General features: G+C 63.8%; 17 protein-coding genes. 5 read left to right on the plus strand and 12 right to left on the minus strand.

All coding sequences use genetic code 11. The annotated features are described in order from the left end of the window. The first annotated feature begins 6 nt into the window (after window positions 1-6). Window positions 7-870 carry an SPFH domain-containing protein gene (locus tag ACTV8E_RS18850; protein ID WP_443200476.1) on the plus strand — a complete coding sequence of 288 codons (864 nt, stop codon included), beginning with the start codon at window positions 7-9 and terminating at the stop codon, window positions 868-870. 227 nt (window positions 871-1097) lie between these two features. Here the strand turns inward: ACTV8E_RS18850 and ACTV8E_RS18855 are convergent, their stop codons facing one another. From ACTV8E_RS18855 to ACTV8E_RS18905, 11 genes are all read right to left on the minus strand, one after another. Then, a complete protein-coding gene (locus ACTV8E_RS18855) occupies window positions 1098-2366 on the minus strand; it encodes an NnrS family protein (RefSeq protein ID WP_443200477.1) in 1269 nt (422 codons plus the stop codon). Next, on the minus strand, window positions 2360-3193 hold the full coding sequence (locus tag ACTV8E_RS18860; RefSeq protein WP_443200478.1) for an ABC transporter ATP-binding protein: 834 nt from the start codon (window positions 3191-3193) through the stop codon (window positions 2360-2362). Before ACTV8E_RS18860 ends, ACTV8E_RS18855 begins: the two co-directional genes overlap by 7 nt. Then, entirely contained in the window at window positions 3190-3981 is a 792-nt protein-coding gene (locus tag ACTV8E_RS18865; protein WP_443200479.1) for an ABC transporter permease, read from the minus strand. The genes ACTV8E_RS18860 and ACTV8E_RS18865 overlap by 4 nt, the downstream gene beginning before the upstream one ends. After that, window positions 3978-4976, minus strand: coding sequence for an ABC transporter substrate-binding protein (locus ACTV8E_RS18870; RefSeq protein ID WP_443200480.1), 999 nt, complete (start codon window positions 4974-4976; stop codon window positions 3978-3980). Before ACTV8E_RS18870 ends, ACTV8E_RS18865 begins: the two co-directional genes overlap by 4 nt. Beyond that, entirely contained in the window at window positions 4976-7018 is a 2043-nt protein-coding gene (locus tag ACTV8E_RS18875; RefSeq protein ID WP_443200481.1) for a TonB-dependent receptor plug domain-containing protein, read from the minus strand. Before ACTV8E_RS18875 ends, ACTV8E_RS18870 begins: the two co-directional genes overlap by 1 nt. A gap of 132 nt (window positions 7019-7150) precedes the next feature. Continuing rightward, on the minus strand, window positions 7151-7447 hold the full coding sequence (locus ACTV8E_RS18880) for a winged helix-turn-helix domain-containing protein (RefSeq protein WP_251836455.1): 297 nt from the start codon (window positions 7445-7447) through the stop codon (window positions 7151-7153). Window positions 7448-7543: 96 nt separating this feature from the next. Continuing rightward, a complete protein-coding gene (locus ACTV8E_RS18885; protein ID WP_443200482.1) occupies window positions 7544-8338 on the minus strand; it encodes an ABC transporter ATP-binding protein in 795 nt (264 codons plus the stop codon). 2 nt (window positions 8339-8340) lie between these two features. Further along, entirely contained in the window at window positions 8341-9231 is an 891-nt protein-coding gene (locus ACTV8E_RS18890; protein WP_443200483.1) for an ABC transporter permease, read from the minus strand. A gap of 61 nt (window positions 9232-9292) precedes the next feature. After that, a complete protein-coding gene (locus ACTV8E_RS18895) occupies window positions 9293-10270 on the minus strand; it encodes an ABC transporter substrate-binding protein (protein WP_443200484.1) in 978 nt (325 codons plus the stop codon). 183 nt (window positions 10271-10453) lie between these two features. After that, on the minus strand, window positions 10454-11704 hold the full coding sequence (locus tag ACTV8E_RS18900; protein WP_443200485.1) for a TIGR03862 family flavoprotein: 1251 nt from the start codon (window positions 11702-11704) through the stop codon (window positions 10454-10456). 113 nt (window positions 11705-11817) lie between these two features. Then, the gene (locus ACTV8E_RS18905) at window positions 11818-12066 is read right to left on the minus strand and encodes a hypothetical protein (RefSeq protein WP_273536055.1); all 249 of its coding nucleotides are present in this window, start codon (window positions 12064-12066) and stop codon (window positions 11818-11820) included. A gap of 158 nt (window positions 12067-12224) precedes the next feature. On the opposite strand from ACTV8E_RS18905, the gene ACTV8E_RS18910 reads away from it, so the two are divergent. After that, complete coding sequence (locus ACTV8E_RS18910; RefSeq protein ID WP_443200486.1) at window positions 12225-14120, plus strand: PhoX family protein; 1896 nt, start codon at window positions 12225-12227, stop codon at window positions 14118-14120. A 313-nt stretch (window positions 14121-14433) separates the two neighbouring features. Here ACTV8E_RS18910 and ACTV8E_RS18915 read toward each other — a convergent pair whose 3' ends face one another. Next, window positions 14434-15402, minus strand: coding sequence for a polyprenyl synthetase family protein (locus tag ACTV8E_RS18915; protein ID WP_443200487.1), 969 nt, complete (start codon window positions 15400-15402; stop codon window positions 14434-14436). A gap of 242 nt (window positions 15403-15644) precedes the next feature. Here ACTV8E_RS18915 and rplU point away from each other — a divergent pair, with 242 nt between their 5' ends. The 3 genes from rplU (at window position 15645) to cgtA (ending at window position 17579) form a co-directional block, all read left to right on the plus strand. Further along, on the plus strand, window positions 15645-15956 hold the full coding sequence (rplU, locus tag ACTV8E_RS18920; protein ID WP_251836463.1) for a 50S ribosomal protein L21: 312 nt from the start codon (window positions 15645-15647) through the stop codon (window positions 15954-15956). A 22-nt stretch (window positions 15957-15978) separates the two neighbouring features. Further along, window positions 15979-16236 carry a 50S ribosomal protein L27 gene (rpmA, locus tag ACTV8E_RS18925; protein WP_251836464.1) on the plus strand — a complete coding sequence of 86 codons (258 nt, stop codon included), beginning with the start codon at window positions 15979-15981 and terminating at the stop codon, window positions 16234-16236. A gap of 122 nt (window positions 16237-16358) precedes the next feature. Continuing rightward, window positions 16359-17579 carry an Obg family GTPase CgtA gene (gene cgtA / locus ACTV8E_RS18930; RefSeq protein WP_443200488.1) on the plus strand — a complete coding sequence of 407 codons (1221 nt, stop codon included), beginning with the start codon at window positions 16359-16361 and terminating at the stop codon, window positions 17577-17579. Window positions 17580-17591 lie beyond the last annotated feature (12 nt).

The following is a 17591-nucleotide window of genomic DNA, read 5'->3' on the forward strand; positions in this document are numbered from 1 at the left end:
AGCTACATGAATGCGGGCTTGATCATTGCGATAGTGGTTCTGGTGTTTATCGTCGTTACCGTCGCCAAGGGCGTGCGCCTGGTGGCACAAGGCGAAGAGTGGGTCGTCGAACGACTGGGCAAATATCACAGCACCTTGCGTCCTGGGTTGAACATCCTGATTCCGTACCTGGACCGGGTGGCTTACAAACTGGTGACCAAGGACATCATCCTCGATGTGCAGGAGCAGGAAGTCATCACCCGCGACAACGCGGTGATCCTGACCAACGCGATTGCCTTCATCAAGGTCACCGACCCGGTCAAGGCGGTGTACGGCATCACCGATTTCTCCGAGGCGATCCGCAACCTGATCATGACCACGCTGCGCTCCATCGTCGGCGAGATGGAGCTGGACGAGGCGCTGTCGTCCCGTGACCGCATCAAGGCGCGTCTGCGCGAAAGCATTGCCGACGAAGCAGTGGACTGGGGTCTGACGGTCAAGTCGGTGGAAATCCAGGACATCAAGCCGTCGGAATCCATGCAGCGCGCCATGGAACTGCAGGCGGCTGCCGAGCGTGAGCGCAAGGCCACCGTGACCCGTGCTGAAGGCGCCAAGCAGGCGGCGATTCTGGAAGCTGAAGCGCGACTGGAATCGGCCAGGCGCGATGCCGATGCGCAGGTGATGCTGGCCGAAGCCTCGGCCGAGGCGATCCGCCGCGTGAGCAGTGCGATTGGCAGTGAAAGCGGGCCGATGATGTACCTGCTCGGCGAAAAGTACATCGCCTCGCTGGAGAAACTCAGCCAGAGCAGCAACGCCAAAACCGTGCTATTGCCCGCCGATATTCAAGAAACCCTGCGTGGCGTAGTCGGCAAGTTGGGCGCGCGGGCCTGAGGTCTACCCGCTTAGCAGGCCGTTGAAAAACTTCCTGCGTTGGCAATACTGCGTTAAAAACAGGCTCGGCAAGCCGCTTGCGGCTAACGCGCTTTAGCGCGGCCCGAAGGGCGAACGAAGTGAGTCATGCTCATTTAGAACGCCTAAACTCGAACGCGAGCCCGGTCCGCTTCCTCGCCTGTTTTTGCCTTGTCTTGCCTGCCTCGCCTACGTTTTTCAACGGTCTGTTAGCCGCAACGCGGTGCCGCCGTTGATTCATGGCCGGCGTCCAGGGGTTCCTCGCAGCCTGTGCCGCCATCGCGGCGCGGGCTGACGAACACCACGCCGAGGTAGCGTAGCGCCAAGGCAAAGGCAACGATCCAGGCCAGGCCGCTGGCGCCCAGCAGCGCCAGGTAGGGCCAGCCCGGCAGGCTGGCGCCCAGGCGCAGCAGCGCGCCGAGCACCAGCAGCACGGCGCTGATCGGCACCCAGGGGCGTGGGTCAAGCGCCTCGCCGCTGTGGGTGCGCCCGGCGATGGCGATCACGGCGAAAATCGACAGTCCAAGACCGCCAATGGTCAGCAGATGCCGCCCGGTACTCAGCGGCAACGTCTGCCACAGCAGTGACACACCGAGCGCCGCGTAGCCCAGCGCCATCAGCCAATAGACCAGATACAGTGATAACACCCAGCGATTGAACAGCGCGCGGCCGACGTGCCAGTCGTTGAGCACGTTGAACAGCGCGGCGGTGCAGGCCAGCGCCAGCCACCCGCCGACCTGTGCGCCCGGCAGAAAAAACTCGGCCAGGGTGTACAGCGCGATGCAGAAGATCGCCAGGTTACGGCGCGGCGGCAGGGCGCGATAGACGATGGCCTCGTCGTGCGGTCGTCGCAGTTGCCAGTCCTCCAGGCTGTCGTTGACCATGCGCATGGAGATGCGGCTCAGGGCAATCAGCACCAGGGCCACCAGGGCGCCGATACCGGCATGCAGCCAGCGCATCGGGTCGAGGCCGCGCAGCAGGTCGGCGTAAAAGCCCAGGCAAATAAGGGCCAGGCTCAACAGCCCGGCGGCGAAGGCCCATTGGCGACGGCTCGGATCGCTGAACAGTCGGGACGCCAAGAGGCTCGGCAAGGCCACGGCCAGGCCGATATTGCACAGCGCCGCCGGCCAGGGGCCGATCATGCCGCTTAGCCAGAAGCTGGCGCGGGCCAGCAACCACAACACCAGTACCCAGAAGTACAGCGGCCGCGCGACTGCCGGCGTGCGGGTGAACTCCGGCACGGCAGTGAACACAAAGCCGGCCACCGCAGCGAGGCCAAAGCCAAACAGCAGTTCATGGGCATGCCAGACCAACGGACCGCCTGCCACGGCCGGCAGCGGCCAGAGGCCTTTGAGATAGCCCAGCCAGAGCGTCAGTAATAAGACGGCGCTGACCAGGGTGGCGAGAAAGAACGGGCGAAAGGCGCAGAGCAGCCAGGGGGCGCCTTGCCAGCGGGCGGGGATGGCGAGTTTCAGCATCGGCTCGGGCTCCGTTTGGGCGCATCCGTGTTGTCCTCGGTCAGGGCTGAAAGGCGCGTGCCGGGGCGGGTTTCGGCGTGCGCGCGCGGCGTCGGCAGGCCGAAGCTTTCGCGCACCACCGGTTGTTGCAGCAGCTGGGCAGTGGTCTGGTAGACCCAGGCGTCGTCGCGGTGCGCGCGTGCCTGGTGCAGGGCGAAGCGGCCAACGATGCGACCCGGTTCGGCGGCCATCAACAGGATGCGGTCGGACAGGCGCACGGCTTCCATCAGGTCGTGGGTGATCATCAGCACGGCGATGCCGCGTTCGGCCTGCAACGCCTGGAGCAGGGCATAGAGTTCGGTTTTCAGGCCGATGTCCAGCGCCGAGAAGGGCTCGTCGAGCAACAGCAGATCAGGCTGCGGCAGCAACGCACGGGCCAGGGCCACGCGGCTCTGCATGCCGCCGGAGAGCTGGCGCGGGAATTTGTCCAGATCTTCGCGCGTCAGGCCCAGGCGCAGGGCCAGTTCGACGGCCTGTGCGTGGCGCTGCGCATGGGGCACGCCCCGCGCTTTGAGACTCAGGGCGATGTTGTCCAGGGCGGTTTTCCAGGGCAGCAGGCGCGGTTGCTGAAACAGGGTGGCAGGGTTGGTGAAGTCGCTGGCGATGTCGCCGTCCTGCAGGTCGAGCAGGCCGTTGCACAGGTGCAGCAGGGTGGACTTGCCGCAGCCGGAGGGGCCGACCAGGGCGCAGACCTCGCCGGCCTCGAGGCTGAAGGAAATGTCCGCCAGCACTTGGGTGCGCACAAAACTGTGCTCCAAATGGCTGACCGTAAGCCGGGGTGTGTTCATCGGGGATTCTCCCGCCAGCGCTCGACTTCGCGCTTGAGCGGCTCCAGCAGCAAGTATTCGAGGGCCAGCAACAGACCGACCACGGCGCTGATCCAGGCCAGGGTGCCGGCGCTGTCCAGGTGCGAGCGGGTGACTGCCAGGGCGGCGCCGACGCCGTCCTGGCTGGCCAGCAGCTCGGCCATGATGACGATCTTCCAGGACATGCCCAGCGCCGAGATCCACGCCGGGAACAGGTAGGAAAAGACGTGGGGCAGGTACAGATCGAGCAGCATCATGCGCGGCGGCAGGTGCAGGGTGCGGGCCATCTCGCGCAGATGGCCATCCAGGGTGCGGGTGCCCTGCAGGGCGCCGATGGACACCACCGGAAAGGCGGCGACGAACACGGTAAAGATCGGCGTGCCGTCGCTGGCGCCGAACCAGAGCATGGCCAGTACCAGCCAGGCGATCGGCGGCATGCCAAGTAGCACAGTGACCAGCGGCCGCGACATCATCGAGGCGGTCATCGACACGCCGGCTGCCAGCCCCAGCGCGCTGCCGACCAAGAGCGCCAGCAGCAGACCACTCAGGGCGCGGCGGCCGGTGATAGCCAGCTCTTGCACGGCGCTGCCGTCTTGCCAGAAACGACCAAGGGCGGCGAACGCTTCCAGCGGCTGGGCGAGCACCAGCGAGCCGTAATGCTCGGCGGCCAGTTGCCAGGCCGCGAACAGCAGCAACAGGCTGGCGACCGCGCCCCAGCCGCTCCACAGGTAGGCCGGCCAGCCGCGCAGCACAATACGCAGCAGTTTCATGGCAGGGCGTCCGTATCCAGATAGAAACCGTCATCCGGCAGCTTGCCGCCGAGCAGCGCGGGATTTTTCGCCAGCAACTGCTCGAAGACAAACTCCACCTCCGCACGCGCCTCGGTCGCTGGAACCGCCTGCATCTGGCTGACCGCCATGGCGTCGGCCACCGCCTCGGGCAGCAATGCCGGCAGGTGCTTGACCACCATCCGACCGCAGTTTTCAGCGTGGGCCTGACACCAGGCCAGCGATTGGGCATAGGCGCTGGCGATGCGGCGGGCCAGTTCGGAATCGTTGCGTGACGCGCCCACCAGCGCGATGCCCGCCTGGGCAATGCGGGGTGCGCGCTGGAAGCTGAGGCCCCAGGCCTGCTGGATATCCAGGCTGCGGTGCAGGTCGGGAGCGACCACGCTGAGCGGGAAGGAGCCGCTCTTGCGCAGGGCCATGGACACGGCCGGTTCGGCCAGCAGGGCGTGGTCGACGCGGCGCATCAGCAGCAGTTGCATGGCGTCCATCGGGCTGGCGACGTAGCGCAGCTTCAGGTCCTGGCGAACGTTCAACCCGGCGCGTTCGGCGAGCAGGCCGAACAGCACATCGGGCATGTCGCCCCGAAACGGCATGGCGATTTCCTTGCCACGAAAATCCTCGATCCGGAGCAGTTCCGGCTCGCGGGACACCATCCACAGCAGGCCCCAAGTAGAGACATTCAGGAGGCCTACCGGAGCGCCTCGGTTGTACAGGTTGGCGGCGACGTTGACCGGCATGGCCAACACGTCGGCCTGGCCATTGAGTGCCATCAGGCGTAGCTGGTCCGGATCGCGCCAGCTGACGAACTCGACGGTGTCGGCCAGGTCGTTGAGCGCGCCGGATTCGACCATGTGGATCAGCGGGTTGGACACCGCCGACAGCGGTCCGGCCAGCAGCAGCCGGGCCGGTTTGTCTGCCAGCGCTGGGCCGCCGATCAGCAGCAGGGCGGCGCACAGCAGGCTCAGGGTGCGTTTCATCAAAAGCTCCCGCTCAGGGCCAGTACGGCGCCGCGCCCTGGCATCGCCAGTTCCTGGCCGCTGATCCCGTCAGCAAGGTGTTCGTGGTAGCGCTTGTTCAGCAGGTTGTTCAGACGCAGGTCGAGACGGGCCGTGTCGAGCACGCCGAGACTGCCAACGCCGTAGCCCAACCGGGCATCGACCACGACATAACCGGACGTGGTGTCTTCGCTGCCTCCGGAGAACTGACGGGCGATACGGTCCTGCTCGGTCACCGCGCGCAGGCCGGTGTGCCAGGACAGGCCGCGTTCGGCCGGTTGTCCGATGCCCAGACGCAGTTCATGGGCTGGCATCTGGTACAGGGGTTCGTCGTACTGCTTGTTCTCGCCGCGCAGCCAGGTGAAGCCGGCATCCAGCATGAAGGCGCCCAACGGCAGGTCGAGGTTGCCTTCCAGGCCGTAAATCGCCACTTCGTCGACGTTCTCGGTGCGCTTGACCGGCAGGCCCTGTTGCATCTGGCCGGTGACCACCCGGCCGGCGATGTAGCCGTCGATACGGGTATGGAACGCCGCCAATTGGTAGCCGAGGCGGCCGTCGCGGCCCTTGAGGCCAATTTCCAGGCTGGTGGATCGCTCCGGATCCAGTTGCGGGTTGCCGATGTGGTAGTAGCCGTCGCCTCGAGCGGCGTCTTCGAAGCGCTCGCGCATGTCCGGTGAGCGATAGGCCTGGCCGAAGTTGGCGTAGGCGTTGAGGGCGGCGGTCAGCGGCTGTACCACGCCCAGCGACCAGGACAGGTTATTGTCGCTGCTCTTGAGGTCGGTGGTTTGCGCGGCGGGACCGCTGCCTTTCTGCGCGGCGTCGCCTTCGACCCGGTCGTAGCGCAGACCGGCGGTGAACTGGGTTAGGCCGAGGCTGAATTCATCCTGCACAAACAGGCCGGCTGAGGTCATCTCGCCGTCCTCGAACGGGTTGTTGAGCATGCGCACCCCGGTGGGCGACATATAGCGCTCGGGGTCGGCGGTCATTTCCCACCCCTCGACGCCCAGCGTCAGCTGGTGGTTGTCGCCCAGCGGCGCAAGCCAGGTACTGCGCAGGCCGTGGGTGACGAAGCTGACATCGTTCTCCACATAGTTGCGCTGCTGGCGCGAGGAGTAGGCGCGAATCTGACGGAACACCTCCTGGCGGTAGATCTCGCTGGACAAGGTGCCGGCGCCGAGCGGCGCGTCCAGGCTGAGGCTATAAAGCTCGCGGCTCTGTTCCGGCGAGTGCATGGTGATCTCGCCCAACAACGGGGCTTGGGCCGGCGGCGCGGACTTGCGCGAGGCGGGATACCAGACGTCGCGGTCGTCATGGCGTTGGGCATTGAAGCGCAGTACGTAATCGTCTGCGATCTTCTGCTGGTACTTGAACAGCAGGCTGTTGGAGCGGTAGCCGGTGTTGTTCTCGTCGCCGTCGGGGCTTTCGTAGTCGCCGACGTCGCTGCCGGCGGCACCCACCAGCAGGCCATGGCTCGGCCCGGAATCGTTGAGCAGCAGTGCGCCGCTCAAGGCGTTGTCCACCGTGCCGGCACTGAGACCGAACCTGCCGCCCTGCTGGCGCTGTGCGCTGAAACGTGCCTCGGGCGTCAGGACGTTGACCACACCGCCCATGGCGCCGCTGCCGTAAAGCACCGAACTCGGTCCCTTGAGCACTTCGACCCGCTCCACCAGGCCCAGGTCGGTGAACGAGGCCAGGGCACCTTGAGGCTGGGCGGAATTGACCCGCACGCCGTCGACCAGCAGTACCACGCTTTCCTTTTTCAGGCCGCGCAGGACTGGATTCTGTCCCCAGGCGCCATCGCTCTGCACTGCCAAGCCGGGCTCGCCGCGCAGCAGGCTGCCGAGCGGCTCGCTGCTGGCCGGCGGCGGTTGCAGTACTTCAACCGCTTGCGGGGTGTCGAGGCTGTCGCTGGCATAACCGCGAGCGGTGACCACGGTGGTGTCGAGAGTGAGCGACTCGGCGATGGCTGGCAGGCTGATCAGGCCCAGACAGGCCAGCGCCAGGCGCGAAGATTGGAACGTCATGAAAGGCGGCTCCCAGGCAGAGGTCGTTGGCAGACCTGTTTGGAGCCGATGTTAGTTAATCGCTAATCATTCTCGTTTGATTAGAGTCAAGTTCACAGAATTGACTGCATGCCTTTCGTGGCGACGTGGGTATCAGGGGTAGCCGAGGACCGTCTTGAATTGTTGAAGATGGGCGGCGATCCAGCGCGGGTCGATGGGCCCCCAGTCGCGGATGACATAGTGCCCGGCATTGTTGCGCTCGCCCTCCTGTTGGACGAATACGCAGTCGATGTCCAGTTCGGTCAGGGCTTCCAGGGTGTCCTGGGCGGTGCGTCGGGGCATGCCGGTGGCTGTCATCAGCGCTGGCACGTTGCTGGCCGTGCCGCTGTCGATCAGCCAGGCCACGTACAGGCGGCGGTAGAAACTGGTTTTGGTTTTGCTGACTTCCATGGAGTTTCCGTGTCCGGTGATAGGGCGGGTGAGGAGTGGCGTGGCGGGTGGACAAAGATAGCGTTTTTGTCCACCGAGGCCGCATAAGCGTGCTGATCAGCCCAGCAACAAGGCGTCGTCGCTGAGTTTTTCGCCGCGCACTTTCTCGAACATCGCCAGCAGGTCGGGCACGTCCATGCCGCGACGCTCGTCCCCGGATACATCGAGCACCACCTGGCCCTGGTGCAGCATCACCGTGCGATCGCCGACATCCAGCGCCTGGCGCATGCTGTGTGTGACCATCATGGTGGTCAGCTGGTTTTCCGCCACGATGCGCGCGGTGAGCTGCAGGACGAAATCCGCGGTGCGGGGATCGAGGGCGGCGGTGTGTTCATCGAGCAGCAGAATACGCGACGGTTGCAGGGCGGCCATCAGCAGGCTGACCGCCTGGCGCTGGCCGCCGGAGAGTAAGCCGATGCGGTCGGACAGGCGGTTTTCCAGGCCCAGGCCGAGTGTCGCCAGACGCTCGCGAAAACCGTCGCGCATCGAGGCCTTGACCGCCCGGCCGAGGCCGCGACGGCTGCCGCGCAGTTGCGCCAGGGCGAGGTTTTCTTCGATGGTCAGGTCCTCACAGGTTCCTGCCATGGGGTCCTGGAACACCCGCGCGACGCGGTTGGCGCGTTCCCACACCGGCATGCGGGTGACATCCAGTTCATCGATGCAGATCTGCCCGCCGTCCACCGGCTGATCGCCAGAGATGGCATTGAGAAACGTGGATTTACCGGCACCGTTGGAGCCGATCACGGTGACGAACTGGCCGGTGGGGATCTCCAGCGACAGACCACGTAGCGCGCGGGTCTCGATGGGGGTGCCGGGGTTGAAGGTAAGGGTCAGGTTCTTGGCGCTGAGCATCTTCAGACTCCCTTGCGACGGGTCAGGCGTTTTTTCAGCAGCGGGATCACCAGGGCGACGGTGACCAGCACGGCGGTGATCAGGTTCAGGTCCTGGGCCTGCAGGCCGATGAAATCGCTGTTCAAGGCCAGCGCGATGAAGAAGCGGTAGACGATGGCGCCGAGGATGACCGCCAGGGTGGTGAGGATCAGACGGCGCGACGGCAGGATGCTTTCGCCGACGATCACCGCGGCCAGGCCGATGACGATGGTGCCGATGCCCATGGAAATATCGGCGCCGCCCTGGGTCTGGGCGAACAGCGAGCCGGCCAGTGCCACCAGTGCGTTGGAAATGGCCATGCCGAGAATCACCATGGCGCCGGTGTTGACGCCCTGGGCGCGGGCCATGCGCGGGTTGGAGCCGGTGGCGCGGATCGCCAGGCCCTGGCGGGTGGCGAAGTATGCGTCCAGCGCCAGCTTGGCGGCGATCACGATCAGCACCAGCAGCGCCGGGCGGGCGATGTAATCAATCAGCCATTCGGGCTGGAGCAGGGTGAACAGGGTCGGCTCGGTGATCAGCGGAATGTTCGGCCGACCCATGATGCGCAGATTGATCGAGTAGAGGGCGATCATCATCAGGATGCTGGCCAGCAGGTCCATGATCTTCAGGTGCACATTGAGCACGGCGGTCATCACCCCGGCTAGGGCGCCGGCGGCGGTGGCGATCAGCGTGGCGCTGAAGGGGTCCATGCCGTTGGCGATGAGTACGGCGCAGACGGCGCCACCCAGCGGAAAGCTGCCGTCGACGGTCAGGTCGGGAAAGCGCAGCAGGCGAAAGGAAATAAACACCCCAAGGGCCACGAGGCTGAAGATCAGGCCGATCTCCAGGGCACCGAACAAGGAAAACAGGGACATGGATAAACCAATCGGATAATGGAACGCTGCGGACGCTACAGGGCGTCCGCAGGCGGACGGGTTACTGGATGACTTCGGCGGCGGCGTCGAGCAGCGCCTGGGACAGCGTCACGCCTTGTTTCTGCGCGGCGGATTGATTGACGAACAGCTGCAGGTTCTGGCTGGTCTCGGGGGCGATGTCGCCAGGCTTTTCGCCTTCGAGGATACGCACCACGATGCGGCCGGTTTGCACGCCGAGGTCGCGGTAATTGACGCCGATGGCGGCAATGGCGCCGCGCTTGACGCTGTCGGTGTCCGAGGCGATCAGCGGGATGCGCGCATCATTGCCGACCTTGACCAGCGACTCGTAGGCCGAGACCACGTTGTTGTCGGTGTTGGTGTAGATGGCATCGACCTTGCCAACCAGGCTGCGGGCGGCCGAGCCGACATCCACCGAGCGCGGTGCGGCGGCTTCGACCAGGGTCATGCCGAGGCTGGGCAGCAGTTCCTTTAGTTGCTTAACCACCACCACCGAGTTGGCCTCGCCAGGGTTGTAAACCATGCCGATGCGGGTGGCGTCGGGGACGATCTGCTTGACCAGTTCCATCTGCTTGTCCAGGGCCAGCAGGTCGGAGACGCCGGTCACGTTGGTGCCGGAGGCTTCCCAGCTTTTCACCAGTTGCGCCTCGACCGGGTCGGTGACGGCGGAGAACGCCAAGGGTATCCGCTTGCTGCCGGCCACCACGGCCTGGGCGGAGGGCGTGCCGATGGCGACGATGACGTCCGGTTGATCGCCAATGAACTTGCGAGCGATCTGCGCGGCGGTGCCGGTGTTGCCCTGGGCACTCTGGTACTGCCACTTCAGGTTTTTACCGCTTTCGTAACCGGCCTGGGCCAGGGCATCGCGCACCCCGTCACGCACCGCGTCGAGTGCGGGGTGTTCGACGATGGCGGTAACCGCCACGGATTTCTGCTCGGCGGCGACGCTGGCCAAGGGGGCGGCCATGGTCAGGGTCAGGGCAGCGAGAGGCAGCCATTTCTTCCTGGCGAACTGCAGCATCGATAATCTCCTAAAGGCGACGGGTGTTGTTCTTGTTGTGCCTGCCTGGCATCAAAAGGCCAAGCATCGCATCGTTTGTGTGACAGGTCAGCAGTTTATGTGGCTGGTCTGGCCCCGGCTAGGCGCGCTCACGCCGACGGGCACACAAACTGGCGATGTGCTGACGCGGCTCAGCACATCGGGTTATTTCTGCGGATTGCCGAGGCGATCCTGAGCGGTCAACCAGCGCAGCATGCCCTGCGCCGCCGCGCGGCCGGTGGCGAAGCAGGCGGTGAGCAGGTAGCCGCCGGTGGGAGCTTCCCAGTCGAGCATCTCACCGGCACAAAACACGCCGGGCAGCTGGCGCAGCATCAGGTTGTCATCCAGTGCGGCGAAGGGCACGCCGCCGGCACTGCTGATGGCTTCGTCCAGAGGGCGTGTGCGCACCAGCCGGATCGGCAGCGCCTTGATGGCAGTCGCCAGCGCAGTGGGATCGGCGAATGCATCCGGGTTGGCCAGTTCACGCAGCAACCCCGCCTTGACGCCGTCCAGGCGCAGCTGGCGGTGCAGGTGCTTGGCCATGGACTGGCTGCCGCGCGGCTTGGCCAGTGCGCTGGCAATTTTTTCGGCCGACTGCGCGGGAAGCAGGTCAAGTGTCACGACGGCTTCACCTTGCTGCTCGATCTGGCGGCGGATGTCGGCGGACAGGGCATACACCAGGCTGCCTTCAATACCGGTGGCGGTGAGGACGAATTCCCCCAGGCGGGGTGCTTGGCCGGGCTGTGTCAGGGTCACGTTTTTCAAGGGTGCGCCGGCGAACTTGTCGCGCAGCAGCGCGCTCCAGGCATCCACTTCAAAACCGCAGTTGCTGGGTGTGAGCGGGGCGATGGCAACACCCTGTTGCTGCAACAAAGGCACCCAGGCACCGTCCGAGCCAAGGCGCGCCCAGCTGCCGCCGCCCAGGGCCAGCACGACGGCACGGGATTCGAGACGCCGCTCGCCGCTCGGCGTGGCGATGCGCAAACATCCTGCCTCATCCCAGCCCAGCCAGCGGCTGCGGGTGTGCAGGATCACGCCTGCCGCGCGCAGGCGCTTGAGCCAGGCGCGCAGCAGCGGCGCGGCCTTCATGTCGGTGGGGAACACGCGGCCCGAACTGCCGACAAAGGTGTCGATACCCAGATCGTGAATCCAGGCGCGCAGGGTGTCGGCGTCGAAGGCTTCTATAGCAGGTTGCAGTGCTGGCTGCGCTTCGCGATAGCGGGACAGGAAGGCTGGCTGCGGCTCTGAGTGGGTGATATTCATGCCGCCGACGCCGGCCAGCAGAAACTTGCGGCCCAGCGAGGGCATGGCGTCGAACAGTTCGACCGGCAGGCCGGCCTGGCTGAGGATTTCGGCGGCCATCAGACCAGCGGGACCGCCGCCAATGACCACAACGGGAGAGAGCACGTGCGACATGTAAGAGCGAGCCGGTGAAAAACCGGCATTTTAGCCATAGGGAGAGCTGTTGTGTGTGTTCACCGGCTCGCGGATGGCCACCCATGGTTGACCATTCAGCGAGACAGCCCGCCTCACGTCAGCAGCCCCCCGTGGCCCGGGCGCAGCGCACGGGCATAGCAGAACAGGAAGAGGGTACGGATCAGCTCCTTGAGCACGGCGGGTTCGCTGGAATTGAGCACGGTAGGGTCGAGTTCGCCTTGTTCGCGCAATTCCTCCAAGTCGCTGGCATCGAAGCGGGCACAGACAGCCCCGGTGCGGCAATCAACAATGTGCAGATAGGGTTGGGGACGGTCCAGCCAGGCGTCGATCAGATAAGTCATGTCGGGATCCTCCTATGAATGTCACATGAGAATAATTCCTATTAGCGTCTTTGCAAGCATTAATTGGTATTTTTGCGTTGCATCTGGTTTTGGGCTGTTTGTCACCTTGCCGTCATCAGTACTGGTTAGCGTCGGCCATCACCTCAAGGAGCTCCGCCATGCATGCCGAACACCCCACTGATCTGGAACATCTGGCCGGGCTGACTCGCCGCCGCTTTATCGGCGCGGGTGCGCTGGCCGGCGCCGCGCTGTTTCTGGGCGGCGTTCCGTTCGCGCGCACGGCGCTGGCCGAAGGGCTAAAACCTGGCAGCAGCACGCTGCTTGGTTTTGGCTCTATCGCCGCGTCCACTGCGGACGACATCAGCCTGCCGCCGGGTTACGTCGCCAAGATATTGATCAGTTGGGGTCAGCCGCTCAGTGACCAAGGTCCGGCGTTCCGCCATGACGGCGGCAACACGGCGGAGGAGCAGGCGTTGCAGTTCGGCGATAACAATGACGGCATGAGCTTTTTTTCATTCGCCGACGATGCAGACCGTGGGCTGATGGCGATTAACAACGAGTACGTCAATTACCGCTACCTGCTGGCCCATGGGGGTGACTTGCCGTTGTCGACTGAGGAGGTGCGCAAGGCGCAGGCGGCCGAAGGCGTGACGGTGATCGAAGTGCGGCATCGTGAAGGCCAGTGGCGGTTTGTGCCGGATTCGCCTTATAACCGGCGCATCCATGCCAACACGCCGATGGCTGTCAGCGGTCCGGCGGCCGGCCATGCCGAGCTGCGCACCGCCGCAGACCCAACCGGTCGCCGGGTGCTCGGTACATTCCAGAATTGCGCCAATGGCCAGACGCCCTGGGGCACTTACCTGACGTGCGAGGAAAACTTCACCGATGTGTTCGGCAGTAGTGATCCGGCGCTGGTGCTGAGCGCCGCACAGAAGCGCTACAGCGTCAGTCATGCCGGTGCCGATAACGACTGGCACAAATTCGATGCCCGCTTCGACCTGGCCACGAACCCCAACGAACTGAACCGGCATGGCTGGATCGTCGAAATCGATCCCTTCGACCCGCAATCAATGCCAATCAAGCGCACCGCGCTGGGGCGCTTCAAGCACGAGAATGCGGCGTTGACCACCAGCCGCGATGGCCGTGTGGTGGTGTACATGGGCGACGACGAGCGTGGCGAGTTCATCTACAAGTTCATCAGCCGCGACCGTCTGGATCGCGACAACCTCAAGGCCAACCGTGACCTGCTCGATCACGGCACGCTCTATGTGGCGCGCTTCGATGACGGCGACGGCAATCCAGACGCTCCCAGAGGGCGCGGCCAATGGCTGGCGCTGGTGCACGGCGAAAACGGCCTGACCGCCGCGAATGGCTTTGCCGATCAGGCCGCGGTGCTGATCCACGCCCGCGCGGCGGCCAGCCAGTTGGGCGCCACACGGATGGATCGACCGGAATGGATCACTGTCAGCCCGCAGGATGGTCAGGTGTATTGCGCCCTGACCAACAACAGCAGGCGTGGTGACAACGGCCAGCCAGTGGGCGGTCCGAATCCGCGTGCCAATAACCTGTATGGACAGATTCTGCGCTGGCGCGAGGCCGGTGACGATGCCGCCGCCGACACGTTCGGCTGGGATCTTTTCATCATTGCCGGCAACCCCGTGGTGCATGCGGGTACGGCCAATGCCGGCTCGCCCAGCATCAATGCCGAGAATATGTTCAACAGCCCGGATGGGGTGTGTTTCGACGCCGGCGGCCGGCTCTGGGTGCAGACCGATGGCAAGTACAGCAACAGCGGCGACTATGCCGGCATGGGCAACAACCAGATGCTCTGCGCCGATCCGGTTACTGGCGAGATTCGCCGTTTCATGGTCGGCCCGGTGGGTTGCGAAGTCACCGGTGTGGCCTTCGCACCGGATCACCGAACGATGTTCGTCGGTATCCAGCATCCGGGCGAGGCGGGCGGCTCGACCTTTCCTGATCGCCAGGCTGGAGGTCGGCCCCGTTCATCGGTGGTGGTTATCAGCCGTGAGGATGGTGGTGTAATCGGCGCTTGAGCCACCCGACAGTGCAGGTAAGGGCGCTCCCGGATTTTTGATCGATCAATGCATCCAGAAGTTGGGGTGCTGCTCGATGGCTTCGTTGTGAGGGGTATTGATGCTGGCTTTTTTGAACAGAGTAAGAAGCTTTTTCACGGGCTGATTCCCTTGGTTGCTGTGGAAAACACACAGCATCCAAGAAACCCAGCGGGACGGACATTTGATAAGGTCTATCGAAGCGATTGAGCCGCATGCCTTGGCTGGCACGGCGTTGGCGAGGTACTGGGTGCAGGCTGCTAATCGGTCAGCCTGCGGTTAGCCAGTGCTGTGCTTAGAACGTGCGCGCAACCGAGGCGCGACTCAGTTCGATCAGCGCGTCGCGGTATTCGGATTCAGGCAGTGCATCCAGGCAGGCGATGGCGCGTTCGGCATAATCGCGTGCCAGTTGCGCGGTGTACTCCAGTGCCCCTGAGGCGTCCACGGCGTCCCGGATGCGTTCCAGATCCTCGATGCCGCCTTTCTGAATAGCCTGGCGCACCAAGGCGGCCTGCTCGGCGGTGCCTTCGCGCATGGTGTAGATCAGCGGCAGGGTTGGTTTGCCTTCGGCCAGGTCGTCGCCGACGTTCTTGCCCAGCGTGTCCGCGTCGCCCTTGTAATCCAGCAGGTCATCGACCAACTGGAAAGCGATACCCAGCGCATCGCCGAACTGGCGTAGCGCTTCACAGTGCTCGGCTGGCGCTTCGGCCAGAGCCGCCGCGCTGTGGGTAGAGGCTTCGAAGAGCATCGCGGTCTTGCCGCGGATCACTTCCATATAGGTTTCTTCAGTGGTGCTGGCGTCGCGAATTTTCGAGAGCTGCAGCACTTCGCCTTCGGCAATCACCCGGGTGGCCTGGGAAATGATGTTCATCACCGGCATCGAGGCCAGTTCGACCATCATTTCGAAGGAGCGGGCATAGAGGAAATCGCCCACCAGTACGCTCGGTGCGTTACCCCAGCGTGCGTTGGCCGTGGAACGGCCGCGGCGCATGTCGGACTTGTCGACGACATCGTCATGCAGCAGGGTCGAGGTGTGCAGGAATTCAATGATGGCGGCCAGCAGGCGCAGATTGTCGTCGGAGTAGCCGACGGCTTTGCCGCCGAGCAGAACCAGCAAGGGACGTAGACGCTTGCCGCCGGCGGAGATGATGTAGTCGCCGATCTTTTCTACCAGGGGGACGTGCGAAGTGAGTCGCTTGCGAATGATCTCGTCAACGGCGGTAAAATCATCCGCCACCACACGGTAAAAAGCTTGGGATTGCACGGTGTCTATCACTCCTCGGGAATGCGCGGCATGCTAGGGGGCGGGTTTGGCACTGTCAAGGCGAGACACCGTGGCGCTTGCGCGGCCTGGGCGGCTTGCGTACAATCGCGCACCCTGAACTTTACTGGGCATTTCCCTGCCTTACGCAATTGCTTGGGCGACCCTTCGACCCCAAGCAGCCATGCCAGCCACTTCTTCCTTTTATAAAGCGCTGGGTGAGCAGGATTAACGGAGATATTTCCATGTACGCTGTAATTGTTACCGGTGGCAAGCAATACAAGGTCGCCCAAGGTGAATTCCTCAAGGTCGAGAAGCTGGAAGTCGCCGCTGGCGAATCCATCACGTTCGATCGCGTTCTGCTGGTTGGCAATGGCGACGACGTAAAAATCGGCGCACCGGTTGTTGACGGCGCCAAGGTCGTTGCCGAGGTGGTTTCCCAAGGTCGTCACGACAAAGTGACCATCATCAAATTCCGCCGCCGCAAGCACCACATGAAGCGTCAGGGCCACCGTCAGTGGTTCACTGAAATCAAGATCACTGGCATCCAGGCTTAATCCCTTTAGGAGGATTTGACTCATGGCACACAAAAAAGCTGGCGGTTCTACCCGCAACGGTCGCGACTCAGAAAGTAAACGCCTTGGCGTGAAGCTGTACGGCGGTCAGGTCATCAAGGCCGGCAACATCATCGTGCGTCAGCGCGGCACCCAGTTCCACGCCGGTTACGGCGTTGGCATCGGCAAGGATCACACCCTGTTCGCGAAAGTGGACGGCGTGGTCAAGTTCGAAGTCAAGGGCGCCTTCGGTCGTCGCTACGTGAGCGTTGTCGCCGCCTAAGCGCGACACTGCTGAAAAAGCCCTGTCCATGCGACGGGGCTTTTTTGTTTCTGTATCCTAGGCGTATCCAGCCCAGGCTGATTCTCTTGTTTCAACTGCCCGCCCCAGGGCGGGAGGCGTTCATGAAATTCGTCGATGAAGTATCGATTTCTGTAAAAGCCGGTGACGGCGGTAATGGCATGATGAGCTTTCGTCGCGAAAAGTTCATCGAGAAGGGCGGTCCCAACGGTGGTGACGGTGGCGACGGCGGCTCCGTGTACATCGAGGCTGTGGATAACTTCAACACCCTGGTGGACTACCGCTACACCCGTCGTTTCAATGCCCAAAATGGCGCCAAGGGTGGCAGCGCCGACTGCACCGGGGCCAAGGGCGAAGACCTGATCCTGCCGGTGCCGATTGGTACCACCGTGATCGATGCTGGGACCCAGGAGGTCATCGGTGATCTGATCAAGGCTGGGCAGCGCCTACTGGTCGCTCAAGGCGGCTGGCATGGTCTGGGCAACACCCGCTTCAAATCCAGTACCAATCGCGCGCCGCGACAGACAACGCCGGGCAAGCCGGGTGAAGCGCGCGACCTCAAGCTGGAATTAAAGGTGCTGGCCGATGTTGGTCTGCTGGGCTTGCCCAATGCCGGCAAGAGCACGTTCATCCGCTCGGTGTCCGCGGCCAAGCCGAAGGTGGCCGATTATCCTTTTACTACCTTGATCCCAAACCTGGGTGTGGTCAGCATCGCTCGCTACAAGAGCTTTGTGGTTGCCGACATCCCCGGGCTCATCGAGGGCGCGGCCGAAGGCGCCGGGCTGGGTATACGCTTCCTCAAGCACCTGGCGCGGACCCGTCTGCTGCTGCATCTGGTGGACATGGCGCCGTTGGATGAAAGCGATCCGGCGGATGCGGCGGAAGTCATCCTCAACGAGTTGGGCAAGTTCAGCCCGGCCCTGCTGGAGCGCGACCGTTGGCTGATCCTGAACAAGGCCGACCAGATGCTTGAGGAGGAGCGCGAGGAGTGCAAGCGCCGCGTGATCGAGCGCCTGGACTGGAAAGGGCCGGTGTACGTCATCTCGGCGATGGAGCGTGAAGGCACCGAGGAGCTCAGCCAGGACGTCATGCGTTACTTGGATGAGCGTGCCCTGCGCATTGCCGAAGAGCCGACCTATGGCGAGGCGCTCGCGGAGTTGGATCAGCGCATCGAGGACGAGGCGCGGGCGCGCTTGCAGGAGCTGGATGACCAGCGTGCCTTGCGTCGCGCCGGCCTTAGAAGTGTCGATGATGTCAGTGATGACGATTTTGATGATTACGAGGACGATGAAGACGGTCCGGAAATCATTTACGTCAGGGAGTGACGTTTGCCACGG

Origin of the sequence: Pseudomonas sp. B392_1p, from assembly GCF_052245235.1 — a bacterium.
Classification (GTDB): Bacteria; Pseudomonadota; Gammaproteobacteria; order Pseudomonadales; family Pseudomonadaceae; genus Serpens; species Serpens gallinarum.